11 protein-coding genes are annotated in these 17,306 nt (G+C 70.3%); 7 read left to right on the top strand and 4 right to left on the bottom strand.

The features are described 5' to 3' along the window. Positions 1 to 50: 50 nt before the first annotated feature. Both VZL07_RS29475 and VZL07_RS29470 read left to right on the top strand, forming a co-directional pair. Complete coding sequence (locus tag VZL07_RS29475) at positions 51 to 1,553, top strand: ArnT family glycosyltransferase (protein ID WP_426751202.1); 1,503 nt, start codon at positions 51 to 53, stop codon at positions 1,551 to 1,553. A 253-nt stretch (positions 1,554 to 1,806) separates the two neighbouring features. Then, positions 1,807 to 5,379 carry an endopeptidase gene (locus VZL07_RS29470; RefSeq protein WP_426751201.1) on the top strand — a complete coding sequence of 1,191 codons (3,573 nt, stop codon included), beginning with the start codon at positions 1,807 to 1,809 and terminating at the stop codon, positions 5,377 to 5,379. Positions 5,380 to 5,473: 94 nt separating this feature from the next. Here VZL07_RS29470 and VZL07_RS29465 read toward each other — a convergent pair whose 3' ends face one another. After that, positions 5,474 to 6,670 (bottom strand): AI-2E family transporter, encoded by a 1,197-nt coding sequence (locus tag VZL07_RS29465; protein WP_426751200.1) that lies wholly within the window; start codon positions 6,668 to 6,670, stop codon positions 5,474 to 5,476. Positions 6,671 to 6,975: 305 nt separating this feature from the next. Between VZL07_RS29465 and VZL07_RS29460 the strand changes: the two genes are divergently transcribed. Together VZL07_RS29460 and VZL07_RS29455 are read left to right on the top strand one after the other, a co-directional pair. Continuing rightward, positions 6,976 to 7,305, top strand: coding sequence for a hypothetical protein (locus VZL07_RS29460; RefSeq protein ID WP_426751199.1), 330 nt, complete (start codon positions 6,976 to 6,978; stop codon positions 7,303 to 7,305). Positions 7,306 to 7,701: 396 nt separating this feature from the next. Continuing rightward, positions 7,702 to 9,792 carry a lamin tail domain-containing protein gene (locus VZL07_RS29455; RefSeq protein WP_426751198.1) on the top strand — a complete coding sequence of 697 codons (2,091 nt, stop codon included), beginning with the start codon at positions 7,702 to 7,704 and terminating at the stop codon, positions 9,790 to 9,792. Positions 9,793 to 9,872: 80 nt separating this feature from the next. Here the strand turns inward: VZL07_RS29455 and VZL07_RS29450 are convergent, their stop codons facing one another. Further along, complete coding sequence (locus VZL07_RS29450) at positions 9,873 to 10,472, bottom strand: TetR/AcrR family transcriptional regulator (RefSeq protein WP_426751197.1); 600 nt, start codon at positions 10,470 to 10,472, stop codon at positions 9,873 to 9,875. Positions 10,473 to 10,628: 156 nt separating this feature from the next. On the opposite strand from VZL07_RS29450, the gene VZL07_RS29445 reads away from it, so the two are divergent. Then, positions 10,629 to 11,939: an alpha/beta hydrolase family protein gene (locus VZL07_RS29445; RefSeq protein ID WP_426751196.1), complete on the top strand. Its 1,311-nt coding sequence runs from the start codon at positions 10,629 to 10,631 to the stop codon at positions 11,937 to 11,939. 9 nt (positions 11,940 to 11,948) lie between these two features. Further along, entirely contained in the window at positions 11,949 to 13,010 is a 1,062-nt protein-coding gene (locus VZL07_RS29440; protein WP_426751195.1) for a BamA/TamA family outer membrane protein, read from the top strand. 5 nt (positions 13,011 to 13,015) lie between these two features. Here the strand turns inward: VZL07_RS29440 and VZL07_RS29435 are convergent, their stop codons facing one another. Then, complete coding sequence (locus VZL07_RS29435) at positions 13,016 to 13,972, bottom strand: hypothetical protein (RefSeq protein ID WP_426751194.1); 957 nt, start codon at positions 13,970 to 13,972, stop codon at positions 13,016 to 13,018. A 275-nt stretch (positions 13,973 to 14,247) separates the two neighbouring features. Next, a complete protein-coding gene (locus VZL07_RS29430; RefSeq protein WP_426751193.1) occupies positions 14,248 to 15,915 on the bottom strand; it encodes a HEAT repeat domain-containing protein in 1,668 nt (555 codons plus the stop codon). Between the two features lie 124 nt (positions 15,916 to 16,039). Here VZL07_RS29430 and VZL07_RS29425 point away from each other — a divergent pair, with 124 nt between their 5' ends. Beyond that, positions 16,040 to 17,305: a P1 family peptidase gene (locus VZL07_RS29425; RefSeq protein ID WP_426751192.1), complete on the top strand. Its 1,266-nt coding sequence runs from the start codon at positions 16,040 to 16,042 to the stop codon at positions 17,303 to 17,305. Position 17,306: the final 1 nt, after the last annotated feature.

Raw genomic sequence — 17,306 nt, 5'->3', positions numbered from 1 at the left:
CCGCCGGACGCCCGGTATAAGGTGCTGCGCAACGCGACCCGGGGGGTGGCATGCGCAGGCTCTTCACCATCGCGAGCGGACTGTGCGCGCGGCACCCGGTGGCCCTCGGTGCCGCCGTGACGTTTGGCCTCAGCCTGCTCCTGCGGTGGCTCTTCCTCCAGGCGGCGCCCGACCGGACGTGGCCCTTCTCCATCTTCTTCTACGGCGACTCGCGCTTCTTCCACGCCTACGCGCTCGAGCTCGTGCGTGGGCAGCCGGGCCCCGCCACCCTGCCCTACCACCCGCCCCTGTTCCCCGCGTTCCTGGGGCTGCTCTACGGGGCGCTGGGCACGCCGCAAGGCAGCGCCTACCCCTACAAGCTCGCGCTCGCCGTGCTCAACGCGGCCACCGTGGCCTTCACCTGGGTGTGGTGGCGGCGGGTGCTGGGCACGGGCTGGAGCCTGCTGGGCGCGGCCCTCTTCGCCGGCAGCTTCGGCTGGCTGGTGCTGTCCACCACGTACAGCAACGAGGTGCTCTACGCCTTCTTCCTGTCGGCCACCTGCGCGCTGATGCTCCAGCACCGCGAGGGGCCCACGGCGTGGGGCGCGGTGCTGCTGGGCGTCGTCATGGGCCTGGGCTCGCTCACCCGTGCCGAGCACCTCTACCTCTGGCCCTTCCTCCTCGCGTGGGCGTGGCTCCAGCGGGGCGCCCAGCCGGTGCGCACGCTGGCCCTGCGCTGGGGCACAGCCCTGCTCGTCACCGCCGTCGTGCTGGCCCCCTGGGCGGTGCACAACGCGCGTGTCCTCCGCGAGTTGAATGCCCGCACGCCACGGCTGGAGCCGCTGCCCGTGCTGGCGCCCATCACCGTGTATGGCCCCATCAACTTCGCCATGGCGAACCACGCCGGGGCCACGGGGGGCTTCACACCCGACAGCGTCAACAGCGCCGGGCAGGACGGCTTCCTCGACGTGGCCAACCCCGCGCAGCGTCACCTGTTGCTCCACGGGTATGCGGAGGGGCTCGCGTGGATGCGCGACCACCCCGCGGACGCGGCGCGCCTGTGGGTGGCCAAGTTGGACCGCTGGCTGGACGGCTTCCGGCTGGGGCTGGGCACCACCAACCAGCCCGCGGGGCTGAATGGCGCCCGGGCGCCCGTGGACGTCTTCGTCCCGGAAGGCGCGGGACTGAAGTGGCCCCTCACGCTGCTCCTGCTCACCGGCGCGGCGCTGTCGTTGCGTCCGGCGTGGCGCGGCTTCTCGCTCTTCACGCTCGTGCTGCTGCACCGCGCGCTCATCACCGTGGCCTTCTTCGGCTACACGCGGGGGCTGCTCGCCGTCTTTCCAGCACTCATCCCTTTGCTGCTGCTCCCGCTCGTGGCGCTCGCCGCCCGAGCGCCGGCGCGGCCCTGGGCCACGCGCTTGCCCGCGATCGCCGCCGCCGCGCTCCTGCTGCTCTGGGTGGAGGCGGGCGCCCTCGCGCTGGCGGCCCCCCGCCGCTTCATGGCCAGCGGCAGCACCGACACCACCAGCGGCAAGCTCATCCAGGATGACTGGGTGCGCATCTGGCCAGAGTGACGGCCGCGCGGCCTCCATCGGAAAACTTCATCCCGGCGCCATGAGGCCGCGGCGCTTCCCGCACCCAACCGCCCCGACTTCACTAACAGTGAACACCGTTAGTGCCCGTTTTTCTTGAGGTTCGTCGCTCGGGAATTAGATACGGAATACCTCGTATTCAGCTTTATTCATGCACCCGCTATCAGCGTTTCCGAGCTCCCTCCAGGAGCCCCCGCGAGGGCCCGTCCCTCGCGGAGCCGCAGAGGAGAAACGCATGCGCAACACACGGGTGTCAGCAGCATGTCTCGTCCTGCTCCTAGCCACGACCACCTGGGCCTTTCAGCCGCCGGACAAGGGACCGAGCGCCGTCGCCGACAAGGCATTCTTCAAGCCGGAGCTGTACCTCCCCATCCAGAACATGCCGCTGAAGCAGGCCCGCCAGCGCATGCATTCGCTCAGCGCCGACGCGTGGGATGACTTCTTCAAGCGCAACGGCCGCGAGTTCAACGTCTACCTCGACCCGCGCACCGGCACGCCCACCGCCGTGCAGGGCACCATCCCCCTCATCCCGGGCGATGGCTTCAACAACCGCGTCACCATGGACCAGGTCCGCGAGGCCATCGGCCGCTCCATCGCGGACGTGGACGAGAGCACCATCGCCGACCTCATCTTCAAGTTCATCGCGGACAACCAGGCCGCGCTCAACATCGACCTGATGCAGCTGAGCAGCCCGCGCGTGACGTTCGTCCACGACGACCTCATCCAGGTCCACATCGCCCAGCAGGTCAACGGCGTCCCCGTGCGGCATGGCCGTATCGCGGCGACCATCAGCCACGGCAACCTCATCCTCCTGGGCACCGAGGCCTGGGCCAACGTGCGCATCGGCACCCGCCCCCTGCTCGCCCCGCAGGACGCGCTGGTGGCGGGCAACGGCTTCGTGGGGCTGAACGCCAGCCCGCAGACGCTGTGGCAGCAGCCCACGCTGGAGATTGCCCCGGTGGCGCTCCAGGGCGAGTCCTTCAACGGCGCCGTGGGCACCGGCTACGAGCACCGGCTCGTGTACACGTATGGCTTCTCCGAGGCCGACGGCCACCAGCGCTGGAAGACGACGGTCGACGCCAACACCGGCGAGGTGCTGGCCATCGAGGACGACAACCACTACTTCGACGCGCAGATGAAGGGCGGCGTCTACCCGTCCACCAACATCGGCTCCTGCACCTCCAACGAGACGTGCGGCACGATGCAGCCCAACACGCCCATGCCCTGGGCCAACACGGGGCTGCCGGCACCCAACAACTTCACGGACGGCGCGGGTATCGTGAACTACAGCTCCGGCACCGTCACCACGACGCTGGCGGGCAAGTACGTCCGCGTCAACGACAACTGCGGCGCCATCAACGTCAGCTCCACCACGGGCAACCTGGACCTGGGCGGTCAGAACAACGACCACGACTGCACCGTGCCCCCGGGCACCTCGCCCGGCAACACCGCCGCGTCGCGCTCCAGCTTCTACGAGCTGAACAAGCTGGCCGAGCAGGCCCGCGGGTGGCTGCCCACCAACACCTGGCTCCAGGGCCAGCTGCTCTCCAACGTCAACCTCAACAGCACCTGCAATGCCTTCTGGAACGGCTCCTCGGTGAACTTCTACCGGAGCGGCGGCGGCTGCCGGAACACCGGTGAGATTGGCGCCGTGTTCGACCACGAGTGGGGCCACGGCATCGATGACTTCGACGCCAACGGCACGCTCAGCAACTCGTCGGAGGGCTACGCGGACATCGCGGCCATCTACCGCCTGCAGACGTCCTGCGTGGGCTATGGCTTCTTCGAGTCGGTCAACACCGGGTGCGGCCGCACGCCGGACAACACCGGCTACAACCAGCAGGAGGCGCAGGTCGCCGGCCAGTCGTGGTGCAACACGCGGTGCTCCGGCGTGCGTGACGCGGACTGGGCCGCCAGCGTGCCCAACATCCCCGCCACCCCGCAGAACTTCGTGTGCCCCATGTGCAGCTCCGGCAGCGGCCCGTGCAGCCGCCAGGTCCACTGCGCGGCCTCGCCCGTGCGCCAGGCCGCCTGGGACTTCGTCACCCGTGACCTGACGGCGCCGCCGTTCAACTACGACTCCAACACCGCCTTCATCGTGGGCAACAAGATCTTCTACCAGGGCAGCGGCAACGTGGGCACGTGGCACGCCTGCAACTGCTCGCAGGGCACCTCCGACGGCTGCGGCGCCACCAACGGCTACATGCAGTGGCTGGCCGCGGACGACGACGACGGCAACCTGGCCAACGGCACGCCGCACATGTCCGCCATCTACGCGGCGTACAACCGGCACCGCATCGCCTGCTCGACGCCGACGGTGACGGACAACGGCTGCGCGGCCGGCCCCACCGCGGCGCCCGCCAACACCACCGCCACCGCGGGTGACGGTGAGGTGGACCTGAGCTGGGATGCGTCCGCCGGCGCCACCCAGTACTGGGTGATGAAGACGGAGGGCTTCGCGGGCTGCGACTTCGGCAAGGCCAAGGTCGCCACCGTCACCGGTACCAGCTACACCGACACCGAGGTCGCCAACGGCCGGCAGTACTGCTACTCCATCGTCCCGGCCTCCTCCAACGCGTGCTACGGCGCCGCCAGCACCTGCACCTGCGCCACGCCCGTCTGCGCCGCGCCTGGCACGGCCGTGCTCGCCACGCCGTCCAACGGCGCCACCGGCGTGACGCTGGCCGCGGTGCTGGACTGGAACGACGTGTCGGGCGCCTCCACGTACGAGGTCCAGGTCGCCACCGACGCGGCCTTCACCAACGTGGTGGCCAGCGCCGCGTCGCTGACGGCCAGCACCTGGACGGTGACCCCGCCCCTGCCCACCAGCACCACCTTCTACTGGCGCGTGCGCGCCAGCAACTCGTGCGGTGGCGTGGGCGCCTGGAGCTCCGCGTCGTCCTTCACCACGCGCGGCTGCGTCACCCTCGCGGCCCCCACGCTGAGCAGCCCCGCGGACGGCGCCACCGGCATCGGCACCTCGGCCGCGCTCGACTGGAGCGACGTGACGAACGCCTCCACGTACGAGGTCCAGGTGGCGACGGACGCCGCCTTCACCAACGTGGTCCGCTCCGCCACCGCGCTGACGACCAGCGCCTGGACGGTGACGCCGGCGCTGAGCAGCAGCACCACGTACTACTGGCGCGCCCGGGCCGCGGACTCCTGCGGCACCGGCGCCTACAGCACCGCCCGCAGCTTCACCACCACCAACATCTGCACGCCGGTGGCGGCCGCCTACAACAGCACGCTGCGGGCCCCGTCCTGCGGCAACGTGTGCGGGTGTGACACCGGACCGGTGCTCGTCAACGGCCGCGGCAATCTGTCCGGCGGCGTGGAGCCCAACCAGCCCAACACCATCAACAACTCCTGCGCGGACGGCAGCTCCGGCACCTACCACAACGACGAGAGCGTCGACCGCGTGGTCCTCCGCACGGTGGACCACGGCGCCTTCGCCGTGGGCAAGCAGGTGACGGCCGAGGTGACGGTGTGGTGCTGGGGGTCCACGGACCGCTTCGACCTCTACTACACGACCAACGCCTCCGCTCCGTCGTGGACGGCGCTGACCACCAACGTGGCGTGCACGGGCTCCGGGGCGCGGACCTTCACGCACACGTTCAACCTGGGCGCCACCGCGGGCAACCACGCCATCCGCGCGCAGTTCCGCTACGGCGGCACGGCGAGCTCGTGCACCTCGGGCTCGTTCAACGACCGCGATGACCTCGTCTTCGGCGTGGCGGCCGCCGTGGCCGCCACGCCGCCGACGAAGGCGCGTACCGTCCAGGGCCGGTCGACGCAGGCCAGCCGCTGACGTCCCCACGCCGCCGTCGTGAGTGACGGTGGAATGGCCGAGAAGGGCTCCCGGGCCGTCCGCCGGGAGCCCTTTCCTTCATCCGCCGCTGACGTCAGTGAGACTCCGGATGCTCTGGCGGCGAAGCAGGCGCGTCCCCCGGCGGCGCGTGCGGCCGAGGCGGCTCCATGGGCCCCGCGAAGAGCAACCCCTCCTCCGCCGCTCCGCGCCCTGGCTCCCGCCGGGCAACCTCCTGCCGGTGCGTCCGCCGCCAGGACTCCCGGCGCAGCGTGAGCACCTCCTGCACCAGCACCTGTGCCGCCGCGGCCAGGGGCACCGCCAGCACGATGCCGGACATCCCCGCCAGGGCGCCGCCACTCAGCACCACGATGGAGATGAGCAGCGGATTCATGCGGATGGCCCGGCGCTGAATCATGGGGCTCAGCACGTTGGACTCGATCTGCTGGTACACGATGAACACGGCCACCGCGATGAGCGCGTCCTTGAGCCCCACCGTCGCCAGGGTGACGACGCCCACCAGCACCGCGCTGACGATGCTGCCCAGGAAGGGAATGATGCCCAGCAACATCACCACCATGCCCAGCGGCAGGAAGTACGGCACGCCCTGGATGAGCGCCATGGTGGCGGCCACCGTCCCGCCAATGGTCATCACCAGCAGCGTCCCCGCCAGGTAGTTGGCCACGGCCTTGCGCATCCGGGACGCCAGCATCCGGACGCGCGGCTGGCGGCGTGGCGACACCCACTGCAGGATGCTCTCGTAGAGGTCCTCGCCAAACAGGAGGCTGAACACGGTGAGGACCACCACGGAGATGCCTCCCGCCACCAGCCCCAACGTGGATGACAGCACGTTGATGAGGCGGCCCGCGAGGTCCGACGGCTCGAAGCGGACGAGGTCCTCCGCGTGCACCTGCACGCCATAGCGCTTGCTCAGCTCCTGCACCCAGCGGGACTCCGCGAGCCGCTCGAAGGCCGCCGGCATCGTCTCGACCAGTCCCTGGAGTTGGTTGACCAGCATCGGCACGAGCGTCCCCACCAGGACGCCCATCGTCCCCAGCAGCAGCAGCGCCACGACGGCCACCCCCACACCGCGCGGCAATCCCCACTGCGTCAGCCAGCGCACCAGGGGGTTCAAGGCGATGGCGAGCAACAACACCACCGCCAGCAAGGTGAGCACGGGGTACAGCGCGCGAAGCACCGTCCAGCTCAGGACCAGCAGCAGGACCTGGAGCCCGACGGTCCAGACCGTGCGCGGTGGCACATAGACGGGGAGCTGCCGACGCGAGGCCTTCATGCCTCACAAGGTAGGATGTGGTTGCCCGGACGCCAGGCAGCCCGAGGGCTCCGTGCGCACCAGCGGACATGCCCAGGCTCGAACTTCAAGGGGTTGGCGCCTTCCGGGAGGGGGCAAGCGGCCGGCCGGGCCCACGCCAGCACACCCGGGGCCAGAGCGTGCCACACGACGCCCTCGGCCGACCCCTGCCATGGGGGCGAGCGGGCCCCACACTTGAGGGCGAGGCGAAGGCGGCGCAACCTGCACGCGCCATGTCCGATAATCCCCAGACCCACCCCAGGACCCGGAGTGTGGAGGGTGACGCGATGTGGATTGAAGCCATCGTCATGCCCCGGCAGAGCGCTTCGCCGTATCAGCCTCTGCCTCGCCGCAAGCGCGGCGCCGCCGCCGTCAGGACCTCGCCTCCGGACCGCCGGTCCGCGTACGAGGCCGCGCTGGAGGAGGGACGCCGGTTCCGCGATGCCGTGCTGGCCTTCCTGCGGGCCCACCACCTGATGGACGCCGTCCGGTGGATCAGCGAGCCAGGGACGATTCCCCTCGTCACGCTCCACTGCACGCGCATCGTCCTGGAGCGCCTTCGGCAGGCGCCCGAGTTCGAAGCTGGACTGTCAATGAATCTCGAAGTCCCCGCCTGAGGCGCGAGCATCACCGCGCCCCCCGGGTGCCCGCTCAGGTTCTCCGCGGTCGCGTGGGCTCGCCGATATCCACCTGGGCGAGCCACCCCATCGCGACCTCCGCGACGACAAGCCTTTCATCGTCGCGTTCGAGCGCGGTCCCGATACAACGTAATGACTTGCGCGTGAGCTCGAGGCTGCTATCCAGCCAGAAGCTGTCCGAGGCGCGCAGGACCGCTCCCCTCCTCGGGCTGGCGGCGCTCCAGGCCATCGTCGAAGCAGGCAGGACCTGATGGCGCCGTGACACGGGCCCCTGCCGTGTCGCGCCAGCGTGTTGTCGTGCTAGACGGCGCGTGTCCGCCTCATCGGCTACCGTCGCTGTTTGTCTTGCTTCGTCAACCGCCCCTGGAGTCGTTCATGCCGTCACCCCGCCTGCTAGCGCCGCTTCTCGTCCTGCTCCTGTTGACCGCCTGCTCTGGCGATGACGACCCCAAGCCCACGCCCCCGGACAGCGGCGTCATCACCGACGCGGGGACCGACCCGGACGCGGGCTCCGAGCCAGACGCGGGCCTAGACGCGGATGCGGGAACAGACGCCGGGCAGGAGTTGGCGCCGAGCATCACCACGGAGGCGCTGCCCGAGGGCACCGTCGGACGACCGTATTCGGTCACCCTCACCGCCACGGGCGGCCGCGCGCCCTTGAGCTGGAGCCTGGCCGAGGGCACCACGCTCCCGGGCCTCACCCTGTCTGCCGCGGGCACGCTGTCCGGCACCCCCGCGGAGGTGGCGGACCGCACCGTCTCCGTCACGGTGGAGGACGCGGACGGTCAGAGTGCGTCGCGGGAGCTGACGCTCTCCGTGGTCGCACCGGGCGCGCCCGTGTTCACCGTGGGCCAGTGGAACCTGACGTACTTCGGCTCCGACTCGCGCGGTCCCGCCAATTCCTCATCGGATGGTGGCACCTCGGATGACCTCCAGATTGCCGGAGCGCGGGACATCATGCTCGCGGCGGGCGCCAACCTCTGGGCCATGGTGGAGATGGTGGATGCCGCCGACTTCGAGCTGCTCAAGGCCCAGCTCCCCGGCTTCAATGGCTTCCTCTCCAACGACGCGGCCTTCGTCTCCGGCGGCACCTCGCCGTATGGCACGAGCAGCCAGAAGGTGGGCGTGCTCTATGACAGCTCCCTCACTTTCCAGAGCGCGAGCCTGGTCCGGATTGGCAACATCAGCGACTTCGCCGACCGCCCGCCGCTCCGCGTGGACTTCACCACGGAAATCCAGGGCGAGGAGACGCCGCTGACCGTCATCGTGGTCCACATGCGCGCCAACAGCGCCGACCCGACGGGCCCGAGGGAGGCACGGGAGCGCGCCGCCGCCGCGCTCAAGGCGTACCTGGACGAGAACCTGCCCACCCAGCACGTCTTCGTCATCGGCGACTGGAACGACGACGTGGACGACTCCATCTCGCTCGACCCCAGCACCAGCGAGCCGCTGGCCACGCCCTACCAGAACTTCGTCTCCGACCCGGACCGCTACACCTTCATCACCCGCGAGCTGTCGCTGGCGGGGGACGACACCTCCATCGGCTTCGAGAACGTCGTCGACCACACCCTGGCCACCAACGAGGTGGCGGACCGCTACGTCCCCGGCTCGGCGCGCGTCATCTACGCGGACACGTGGTTCCCGGACTTCCTCAACGTGGTGAGCGACCACCGCCCGGTCGTCAGCAGCTACAGCTTCAGCGCGGAGACCGGCCCCTTCCTGCGCCTGAAGGCCCCTCAGGGCGGGACGTACCAGAGCGGGAGCACGCTGCCCATCACCTGGACGTCCTGGGGCGTGGGCGAGGTGCGCGTCGAGGTCTCCACCAACGGCGGCGCGGAGTGGAACGTCGTGGCCGCCTCGGTCCCCGCGGCCCTGGGGCGCTACGCCTGGACCGTGCCGGAGTTGGACGCCACCGAGGTCTTCGTGCGCGTGGTGGACGCCTACAATCCAGCCCATGTGGATGTGAATGACGAGGCGCTGACGCTCGTCAGCGGCCCGGCGCGGGTGTTCATCAACGAGGTGCTCGCCAACGAAGGCGAGCAGACCGCGGCCCACGAGTTCGTCGAGCTGGTCAACGCGAGCCCCTTCCCGGTGGACCTCTCCGGCTGGACGCTGTGGGACGCCACCAACGGCTCCGCGCGCCACGTCTTCGCGGCCGGGACGCAGCTGGACGGTGGCCAGGCCGTGGTCGTGTTCGGAGGCGCCGCCGCGGTGCCCACGGGCCTGGCCAACGCGGTGGCGGCTTCCGGAGGGCTCCTGGGCCTGGGCAACAGCAGCGACTCCGTGCGGCTGCGCCGGTCGGACAGCTCGCTGGTGGACCAGTTCGACTACACGGCCACCGTGCCTGGCGTGTCCGCCAACCGCTCTCCGGATGCGACGCCGGAGGCGAGCTTCGTGCCGCATGACACGCTGACGTCGGGCCTCCCGAGCTCGCCGGGCCTGCGCGCGGACGGCTCACCGTTCTGAAAATGCGGCGCGCGCCGCGCGGCTCACTGGGCCTCGTGGCGCGCCCGGGGCCCGCCGGCGGGCCCCACTGCCTCCGCGCGTCACGGCACGAAGAGGAGCCGTGACGCCTGCTGCACCCACGCCCTGCGCGTCTCGAGCGTGCCGAAGTCCAGCAGGATGAACTGGTCGAACAGCCGGGGCATCATCGAGAGCAGGCTGATCGAGGACCACACCTGGGTCAGCGCCATCCGCAGCCGATTCTCCGTCAGGTGCGGCGTCGCCGGGGCCAGCCGTCCGGCCAGCTCCGCCAGGAACGCGTTGAGGCGCTGGATGGCCCTGCCGTCGTAGCGTTGCTGAGCCAGCGCATCATGGAAGTGCGCGTGGGCGATGTACGGGTAACGCCCGCTGTTGCTCAGCAAGTCGCCGAGCAGCGTCTCGAACGCCTCGCGGATGGCGAGCCCCTCCTGCCGGAGCCGGTCGAAGTCCTCGATGACGTTCCCGAAGGCCTCGTTCAGCGTCTGCTCCAGCGCCAGGGCCACCAGCTTCTCCTTGCTCCGGAAGTAGTAGCTGATGGCCGCGCTGTTCACCTGCGCCTCACGGGCAATCTCCCGGATGCCCGTCGCGTCCAGGCCGTCCCTGCCGATGCACATGATGGTCGCCCGGAGAATCCGCTCCCGGGCTTCCTGCTCCTTGTTGCCCATCCCTGCAAACCCCTGAAACGACACGCGTCCGTGCCGGCGCTTGACAGCCGAGCGAGTCTCAACCTATCGATTCAATCAACAGATTAACCCAGGAGATTGAATCCCATGTCCAAGTCCGGAGGCGAAACTACCGCAGGAAGGCCGTCTCGACGAGGTGTGCTGCTGGGGGCGGGGCTGTTCGCAGGTGGCGCGGCGACCGCGCTGGGCCTGAGGAGCGCGCTGGCGCCAGCATCCCAGGACGTGCAGGGCATCAATCCCCGTGGAGACGCCTGGTACGACATCCGGCTCACGGGGGACGGGCTGATGGACAACCAGGTGCTCTGGTACCTGGGCCATGCGGCACATGGGCAAAGCGACGTGGGGGACGTGCTGGAGACGGCCAGCCGCATCCGTCCCGGCGACGAGGAGAGCTGGTTCGAGGCGTGGCGGAAGACGGCGCAGCGGGTCCACGGACAGGCCCGGGACGCCGAGGCCAAGGGGCACCTGCTGAGCGCGGGACAGGCCTACGCGCGGGCCGCGAACTACTACCGCGCCGCGACGATTCACTACACGGACCTGGAGGACCCGCGGATGCTCGAGGTGACGCGCCACGCGGCCACCACGTTCGAGAAGTCGAACGGGCTGCTCGGCCATGACGTGCAGCCGCTGGCCATTCCCTATGAGGGCACCACGCTCGCCGCGTACTTCGTACGCTCGCCGCACGCGAAGCCGAGCGCGCCCGTCATCCTCCTCCACCAGGGGCTGCACGCCTGGCCCGAGGAGACGAAGTGGGTCTGGGAGGGCGCGGCCCGGCGGGGCTACCACGTGCTGATGTTCCACGGGCCCGGCCAGGGGCGCTCGCTGCGCGAGCACCGGTTGAGCTTCCGGCCGGACTGGGAGAAGGCCGTCAGCCCGGTGGTGGACGCGGCCGAGCGCATCAGCGGCGTGGACCCGCGCCGCATCCTGCTCATGGGCCTGTCCTTTGGCGGCGCGCTGGCGCCCCGGGCGGCGGCCTTCGAGCCGCGCATCGCATTGTGCATCGCCAACCCGGGCGTCCTCAGCTGGTGGGAGTCCATGCGCTCGCACTTCGAGCGCTTCCTCCCGGGCTCCCTGGCGCTGCTGAAGTCGCACCCGGAGAAGTTCGACCAGGCGATTGGCGCGCTCGCGGACAGCTGGCCCACCGCCCAGTACTGGCTGCGGGACGTGTACTGGAAGCACGGCGCCCGCTCGCCGTCCGAGCTCTTCCGCAAGCTGGAGGCATTCACCAACGAGGCCATCGTCGACCGCATCCGCTGCCCGGTGCTCATCATGGAAGGCGAAGCGGAGGACGCCTCGCCGGGCCAGTCCCAGAAGCTCTACGACGCGCTCCGGGGCCCCAAGCACCTGATGCTGTTCACCCATGACGAGGCCGCGCCGCTGCACTGCCAGGCGGCGTCCACGGCGCTGGCGGAAGCGCGCCTGTTCGACTGGCTCGACGAGAACGTCTGAGGCCCCGCGATGACTCCGCTCCTCACGGCCGTCCTCGGCGTCCTCCTCGTGGCCACGCCCGAGGAGCCCAGGGAGGGGCGCTTCAGCGTCGTCCCCTTCGTGCTGCCCGCGTACCAGCCGGAGACGAGCTTCCTGCTCGGTGGCGCCGCGTCGCTCGTGTACCAGCCCCCGGCCTCGCGGGGGCGCCGGGAGTCGCAGGTGATGCTGGCCGCCGCCGCGAGCACGCGTGGCCAGTTCACCCTGCTCCTCCAGCCGGATGTGAACCTGCTCGACGACCGGCTCAACCTCACGGCCACCGCCAGCGCGGCGCGCTTCCCCGACCGCTTCTTCGGCATGGGCGCGCGCACGCGGGCGGAGGACGAGGAGGACTTCACGCCCATCTTCCTCGAGCTCGAGCTGAGCCCGAAGTGGCGCGTCGCCCCCCGGCTCTACGTGGGCCCCACCGTGCGCTATCAACGCGCGCGCTTCACCCACATGGCGGAGGACGGCGCCGTCCGGCTCACGACAGGGGCCGAGGGCGGCACCACCCTCCAGCTCGGAATCACCGCGCTGTATGACTCGCGGGACAACACCCTGAACCCGGTGACAGGAGTCCTGGCGCGGCTCAACCTGCGGCGGGCGCGCGGTGCCTGGGGCTCCGACTACGCCTTCGACGTGCTCCGGCTGGATGTCCGGCGCTACCTCACGCTGCCCTGGGGACAGCGCCACGTGCTCGCGCTGCAGGGACTGGTGGAGCTGCGCGACGGCGAGCCGCCCTTCTACGACACCGGGCGCCTGGGCGGCATGGAGCTGAGCCGGGGCTATCTGGAGGGCCGCTTCCGAGAGCGCCAGCACCTGGGCGCCCAGCTCGAATACCGCGCCCCGCTCTTCTGGCGGTTGGGTGGCGTGGCCTTCGTCTCCGCGGCGACCGTGGCTCGCAGTCCGCGCGACTTCGACGCGCGCGACATCAAGCCCGCGGCCGGTGTGGGCCTGCGCTTCGCGCCGCTCTCCGATGTGCCCGTGAACCTCCGGCTCGACGTGGCCTATGGCAACGAGCCGAGCTTCTACCTGAACGTGGGCGAAGCCTTCTGAGTCCTCTAGGGGAAACCCGGTGGCCGCCCTTCCTCGGCCCTCCGCAGGCGTGCGCCCGGATTGAGCTCGAAGGCGAGCCCGAACTGCCAGAGCGCCACCGGCTCCAGGAACAGGATGTTGTAGTAGTCCTGCCCCTTCACGTACCGCGCGAACACACCGAAGCCCGCGCCCCAGCGTGGATAGGCGCCCAGCTCCACCTTCAGCGTGGCGCGCCGCGCCGGCGTCTCTCCGAAGGGGTTCGACAGCGATGCTTCCAGCGGGAAGCGGTGGTCATTCCAGGTGCGCTGCCCCATGAGGCCGGCGGCCCACTGCCCGTCGCCATAGACGATGCGCTGCGAGCGGGTGATGCGGCCGGGGCCCACGGACGTGTTCAGCTCGATGGCCGCGAACCCACCCACAATCCATGCGCTGCGCAGGTCAGGCTTCACGTCGAACGCCAGCCGGGTGTGGAGCTCCATCCTGAAGAGATTGGTGGTGAAGCTGCCCGTCACCTCGTTCAGCGGGAGCTGTCCCTCCGACGGCGTGCAGCGCGAGTCCACTCGCGTCTGATTGCCATAGAAGCACCCTGACTCGCCATTCGAGTAGTGCGCGGCGATGACATTGAGCGCGAGCGCCAGGCTCCTGACGGCGGCGCCCTCCCTCCGAGGCTTCGCCAGCGGCCGCAGGTGTGCCACCTGGAACGTCAGCTTCGCGATGAAGGATGGTGGGATGACGGGGTCGCTGGCCGTGTCCACGATTCGCAGCTGCACCGCCGGGGTGATGATGAGGGACAGGAAATACTCGCCGCCGGGCTGGGTGAAGTCCCCCGTGTGGAGCTGCGGCAGGAAGAGGTTGGGCGCCACCTGCGCCTCGAAGATGAGCTTCTCCGAGGAGTCGGGCGCCCCCTCGCGGTGGATGCGATTGGGCGAGTCGAGGATGTAGCTGCGGTCCAGGAAGAGTGGAACCGGGGCGTCGTACTCCACGTGCCAGCCGTCCGCTCGGGTCCCTCCTGCCAGCAGCGCACACGCCCCACATAGCAGCGCGCCCCACCCTCGCCTTCCTGCCCTCCACGCCATGGACGCCCCCACGATTCGCGGGGCCAGACCTCATGCATGGCAGCAGTGGGTTGTCACCTGTCCTCCCGGTCCGTCAGCACACCGCACAGCGTCCGCGCCTCCCAGGAGCGGCGCCGTGCACACTTCCTGGTCCCGCGGTTCCATCGCCGCTGCACACCCGCGGACCGCCGGACTCGCGGGGCTCAGAAAGCCGGGGGCACACGCCAGCCGTTCGCGCGCATCGCCTTGCGCAGCCGTGGCGTGTCCTTCACGGGGTCCCAGGCTCCACAGGCCCAGGGAAGCACCTCGTCCACGATGGCGCGGTGGACCTCGCGTGCCGAATCCCGCGGAGAGAGCGGCTCCGACGGCGCTTCGCTGGCCCCGAACGCCCAGGTGATGACAGACCGACGGCTCAGCGCCCTGCATGCGGCGTGGACACAGGCCCACAGGGGGTCCTCCTCGTCAGCCGGGGCCGACGCGGAAGACGCGGTCGGCCGGGGAACGCACCGGCTGCCGTAATTCACCGACCAGGCGGCGGAGAACGCGTCCGGTGCGCAGAACTGACTGGGGATGAAGTTCCCCATGCCAGCCACCCGTTCCGCGTGCGCCTCCGTCGGCTCACTGACCCAACGGTCCATGGCCATGATGGTGCAGCGGGAGTAGTCGTTGTTCGGGTCCTGGGACTCCCACAGCCACAGCACGTGTCGCGCGGCGGCGAGCGCGACGCGCACCTTCACCTCCGTACCGAAGGCGGCCAGGGACGTGAGCCACGGGTGCAGTGCCAGGGACGGCTCTTCGGTGCGCTCGGCGGGCCACGCTACGTCCGCCAGAAGCGCGGCGCAGAGCGGCTCCTGGAAGCGGTCCGTCCTCAAGGGCGGGGATTGCTGGCGCAGCACCGCGCGCGTGATGTCGTCGATGACGGCGTCCACATAGGGCGACAGGAGCTCGAGCGCCCGAAGCGCATCGAGCGAGGCCAGCGCCTCCGCGCCCCGGGCGCCCAGCCGGCCGATGAGCAAGACCGCTTTCTTCCCGTCTTCGCTCCGTTGGGTCTCACCGGACGTGCCCCGCCAGGCCGGCGGAGGTGGCCCCTCCTGCTGACGCTTCCTCGCGTTGCTCGCCACCTCGAGCAGTCTTGGAATCGCTCGGGACGGCGCCGCCCCGGACAGTACGCGCAGCGCCTCGAGCCGATTCTCATCGTCGAGGATGGCCTGTTCCTCCAGCGCGGTGAGGACCTCTTCGCCCTGCGGGAAGCGGGCGAGGACGTGGAGCCCCTCCCGGCGCAAGGCGCGGTGGGCCTCGCCAAGGAGCGACAACCCCGCGGCACGGACCTCGTCCGGCAACGGGCCCTGCATCGCCGCCAGCGCCGTCGCCGCCTGCAGCCGTACTGGCAGGTCGCCCTTCTCCCGCAGGCACGGCAGGACGGCACGCAGGGCCGCGGGGGTCGCGTGTGGACGCATCCGCGCCAGCACCGCGAGCGCCATCCGCCGCACCCGCGAGCCGGGATGACGGAGCACTCCGAGGAGCGCGGGAATCGCGCAGGTGGGAAGCGGCTCGATGGTGCCCAGCGCCGCGACACACTGTCCGCGCATGTTGAGCGAAGCCTGCCAGGAGGACTCGTGGTCCGCGCGGGCCAGGGCCTCCACGAGCGCGGGCACCGCCGCGAGCCCCGCTTCGCGCATCCGATCGCTGGCATCCCTGCCATCGAACCAACGGATGGGTTCCCCCGGGAACTCGGCAATCCACTCGCGGACCGTCTTGCCCTGGACCTGGTAGCCCGAACGGACCAGCGCGGCATCCAGCCGCCGGAGGGAGGCGAGGTCATCCGGTCGCGCCTTGCGCCACAATGCACCCAGGTCTTCGTGTTCAGCCATGCGCGGCCCGACGGCCTCCCGACGTCATTGGAACTCGAAGGCATTCTGGCAGGGAGGCTCGCCGCATGGCCAGACAGGACCTCCGGCTGGGAGGCCTTGCGCGCTCGCGATATGACGCCAGGCCATGAACCCGTTCCGTCTCTCATTGCTCCTGGGCGCCGTGTCCTGTCTGTCGCTGGGTCCCCTGCCAGCGGAAGCGCAGTCCCCCAAGGCGAGGCCCCGCGCCCGCGACCTGGGCATCACCTTCGGCGGACAGTCCGGCCCGAACAACGCCATCACCGACGTGTCCGGCGTGGAGGTGGGCCACACGACGCTGATCTCTGGCGACATCAAAGGCCCGAGGGGCAAGGGGGCAGTGCGCACCGGCGTCACCGCCGTGCTGCCCCGAGGCAAGGACGGCGTGTCCGAGGACGTCTTCGCCGCCATCTACTCGCTCAACGGCAACGGCGAGATGACGGGCTCGCACTGGCTCACCGAAGCCGGGCAGCTCGCCGGTCCCGTGATGCTCACCAACACCAATGACGTGGGCACGGTCCGCGACTCCGTCATTACCTGGGCGATGAAGCGCGGGCTGGAGTGGGAGCTGGGGCTGCCCGTCGTCGCGGAGACGTGGGATGGCCTGCTCCATGACGCCTATGGCTTCCACGTGAAGGCGGCGCATGCCCACCGCGCGCTCGACAGCGCCAAGGGTGGCCCTGTCGCGGAGGGCTCGGTGGGTGGTGGAACGGGCATGGTGTGCCACAGCTTCAAGGGCGGCATCGGCACGGCGTCACGCAAGCTGCCCGAGTCAGAGGGCGGCTACACCGTGGGCGTGCTGTTGCAGTGCAACTACGGCGCGCGCCACCTCTTCACCGTGGAGGGCGTGCCCGTGGGTGAGGAGATCAGCGACCTGCGCCCCTGCTACACCGGCCCCAAGAAGCCGAGTCAGGGCATGTTCGAGAAGCTGCCAGCCTGCTCGACGTCGCGCGGCGACACACAGCCCCGTACGCCCGAGGGCGCTGGCTCCATCATCGTGGTGGTGGCGACGGACGCACCGCTGCTGCCGCATCAACTGGAGCGGCTGGCGAAGCGGGTGCCGCTGGGCATCGGGAAGATGGGCGGCCTGGGCGCGAACTCCTCCGGCGACATCTTCCTGGCCTTCTCCACGCAGCGGCTCAAGCCGCCCGCCGGCACGTCCGTGGCCACCGTCTCGGCGCTCGACAACGAGCGGATGACGCCGCTCTTCGAGGCCACCATCCAGGCCACGCAGGAGGCCATCCTCAACTCGATGCTGGCCTCCGACACGATGACGGGCGCGGAGGGCATCCGCGTCTACGGCCTGCCCCACGACCGGCTCCTCCAGGCGATGAAGAAGTACGGCCGGCTGGCGAAGCCCGCGCCCGCGCCGTGAC

The sequence above is a fragment of the Pseudomyxococcus flavus genome (genome assembly GCF_050038885.1).
GTDB classification, from domain to species: domain Bacteria; phylum Myxococcota; class Myxococcia; order Myxococcales; family Myxococcaceae; genus Myxococcus; species Myxococcus flavus.
Note: the sequence above shows the minus strand (reverse complement) of the source record. Positions and strands in the feature narration are given on the sequence as shown.

Bases quoted from the DNA above. Each gene is read 5' to 3' on its own strand.
- VZL07_RS29475 (WP_426751202.1), top strand. From the start codon at position 51: ATGCGCAGGCTCTTCACCATCGCGAGCGGACTGTGCGCGCGGCACCCG.
- VZL07_RS29470 (WP_426751201.1), top strand. From the start codon at position 1,807: ATGCGCAACACACGGGTGTCAGCAGCATGTCTCGTCCTGCTCCTAGCC.
- VZL07_RS29465 (WP_426751200.1), bottom strand. From the start codon at position 6,670: ATGAAGGCCTCGCGTCGGCAGCTCCCCGTCTATGTGCCACCGCGCACG.
- VZL07_RS29460 (WP_426751199.1), top strand. From the start codon at position 6,976: ATGTGGATTGAAGCCATCGTCATGCCCCGGCAGAGCGCTTCGCCGTAT.
- VZL07_RS29455 (WP_426751198.1), top strand. From the start codon at position 7,702: ATGCCGTCACCCCGCCTGCTAGCGCCGCTTCTCGTCCTGCTCCTGTTG.
- VZL07_RS29450 (WP_426751197.1), bottom strand. From the start codon at position 10,472: ATGGGCAACAAGGAGCAGGAAGCCCGGGAGCGGATTCTCCGGGCGACC.
- VZL07_RS29440 (WP_426751195.1), top strand. From the start codon at position 11,949: ATGACTCCGCTCCTCACGGCCGTCCTCGGCGTCCTCCTCGTGGCCACG.
- VZL07_RS29430 (WP_426751193.1), bottom strand. From the start codon at position 15,915: ATGGCTGAACACGAAGACCTGGGTGCATTGTGGCGCAAGGCGCGACCG.
- VZL07_RS29425 (WP_426751192.1), top strand. From the start codon at position 16,040: ATGAACCCGTTCCGTCTCTCATTGCTCCTGGGCGCCGTGTCCTGTCTG.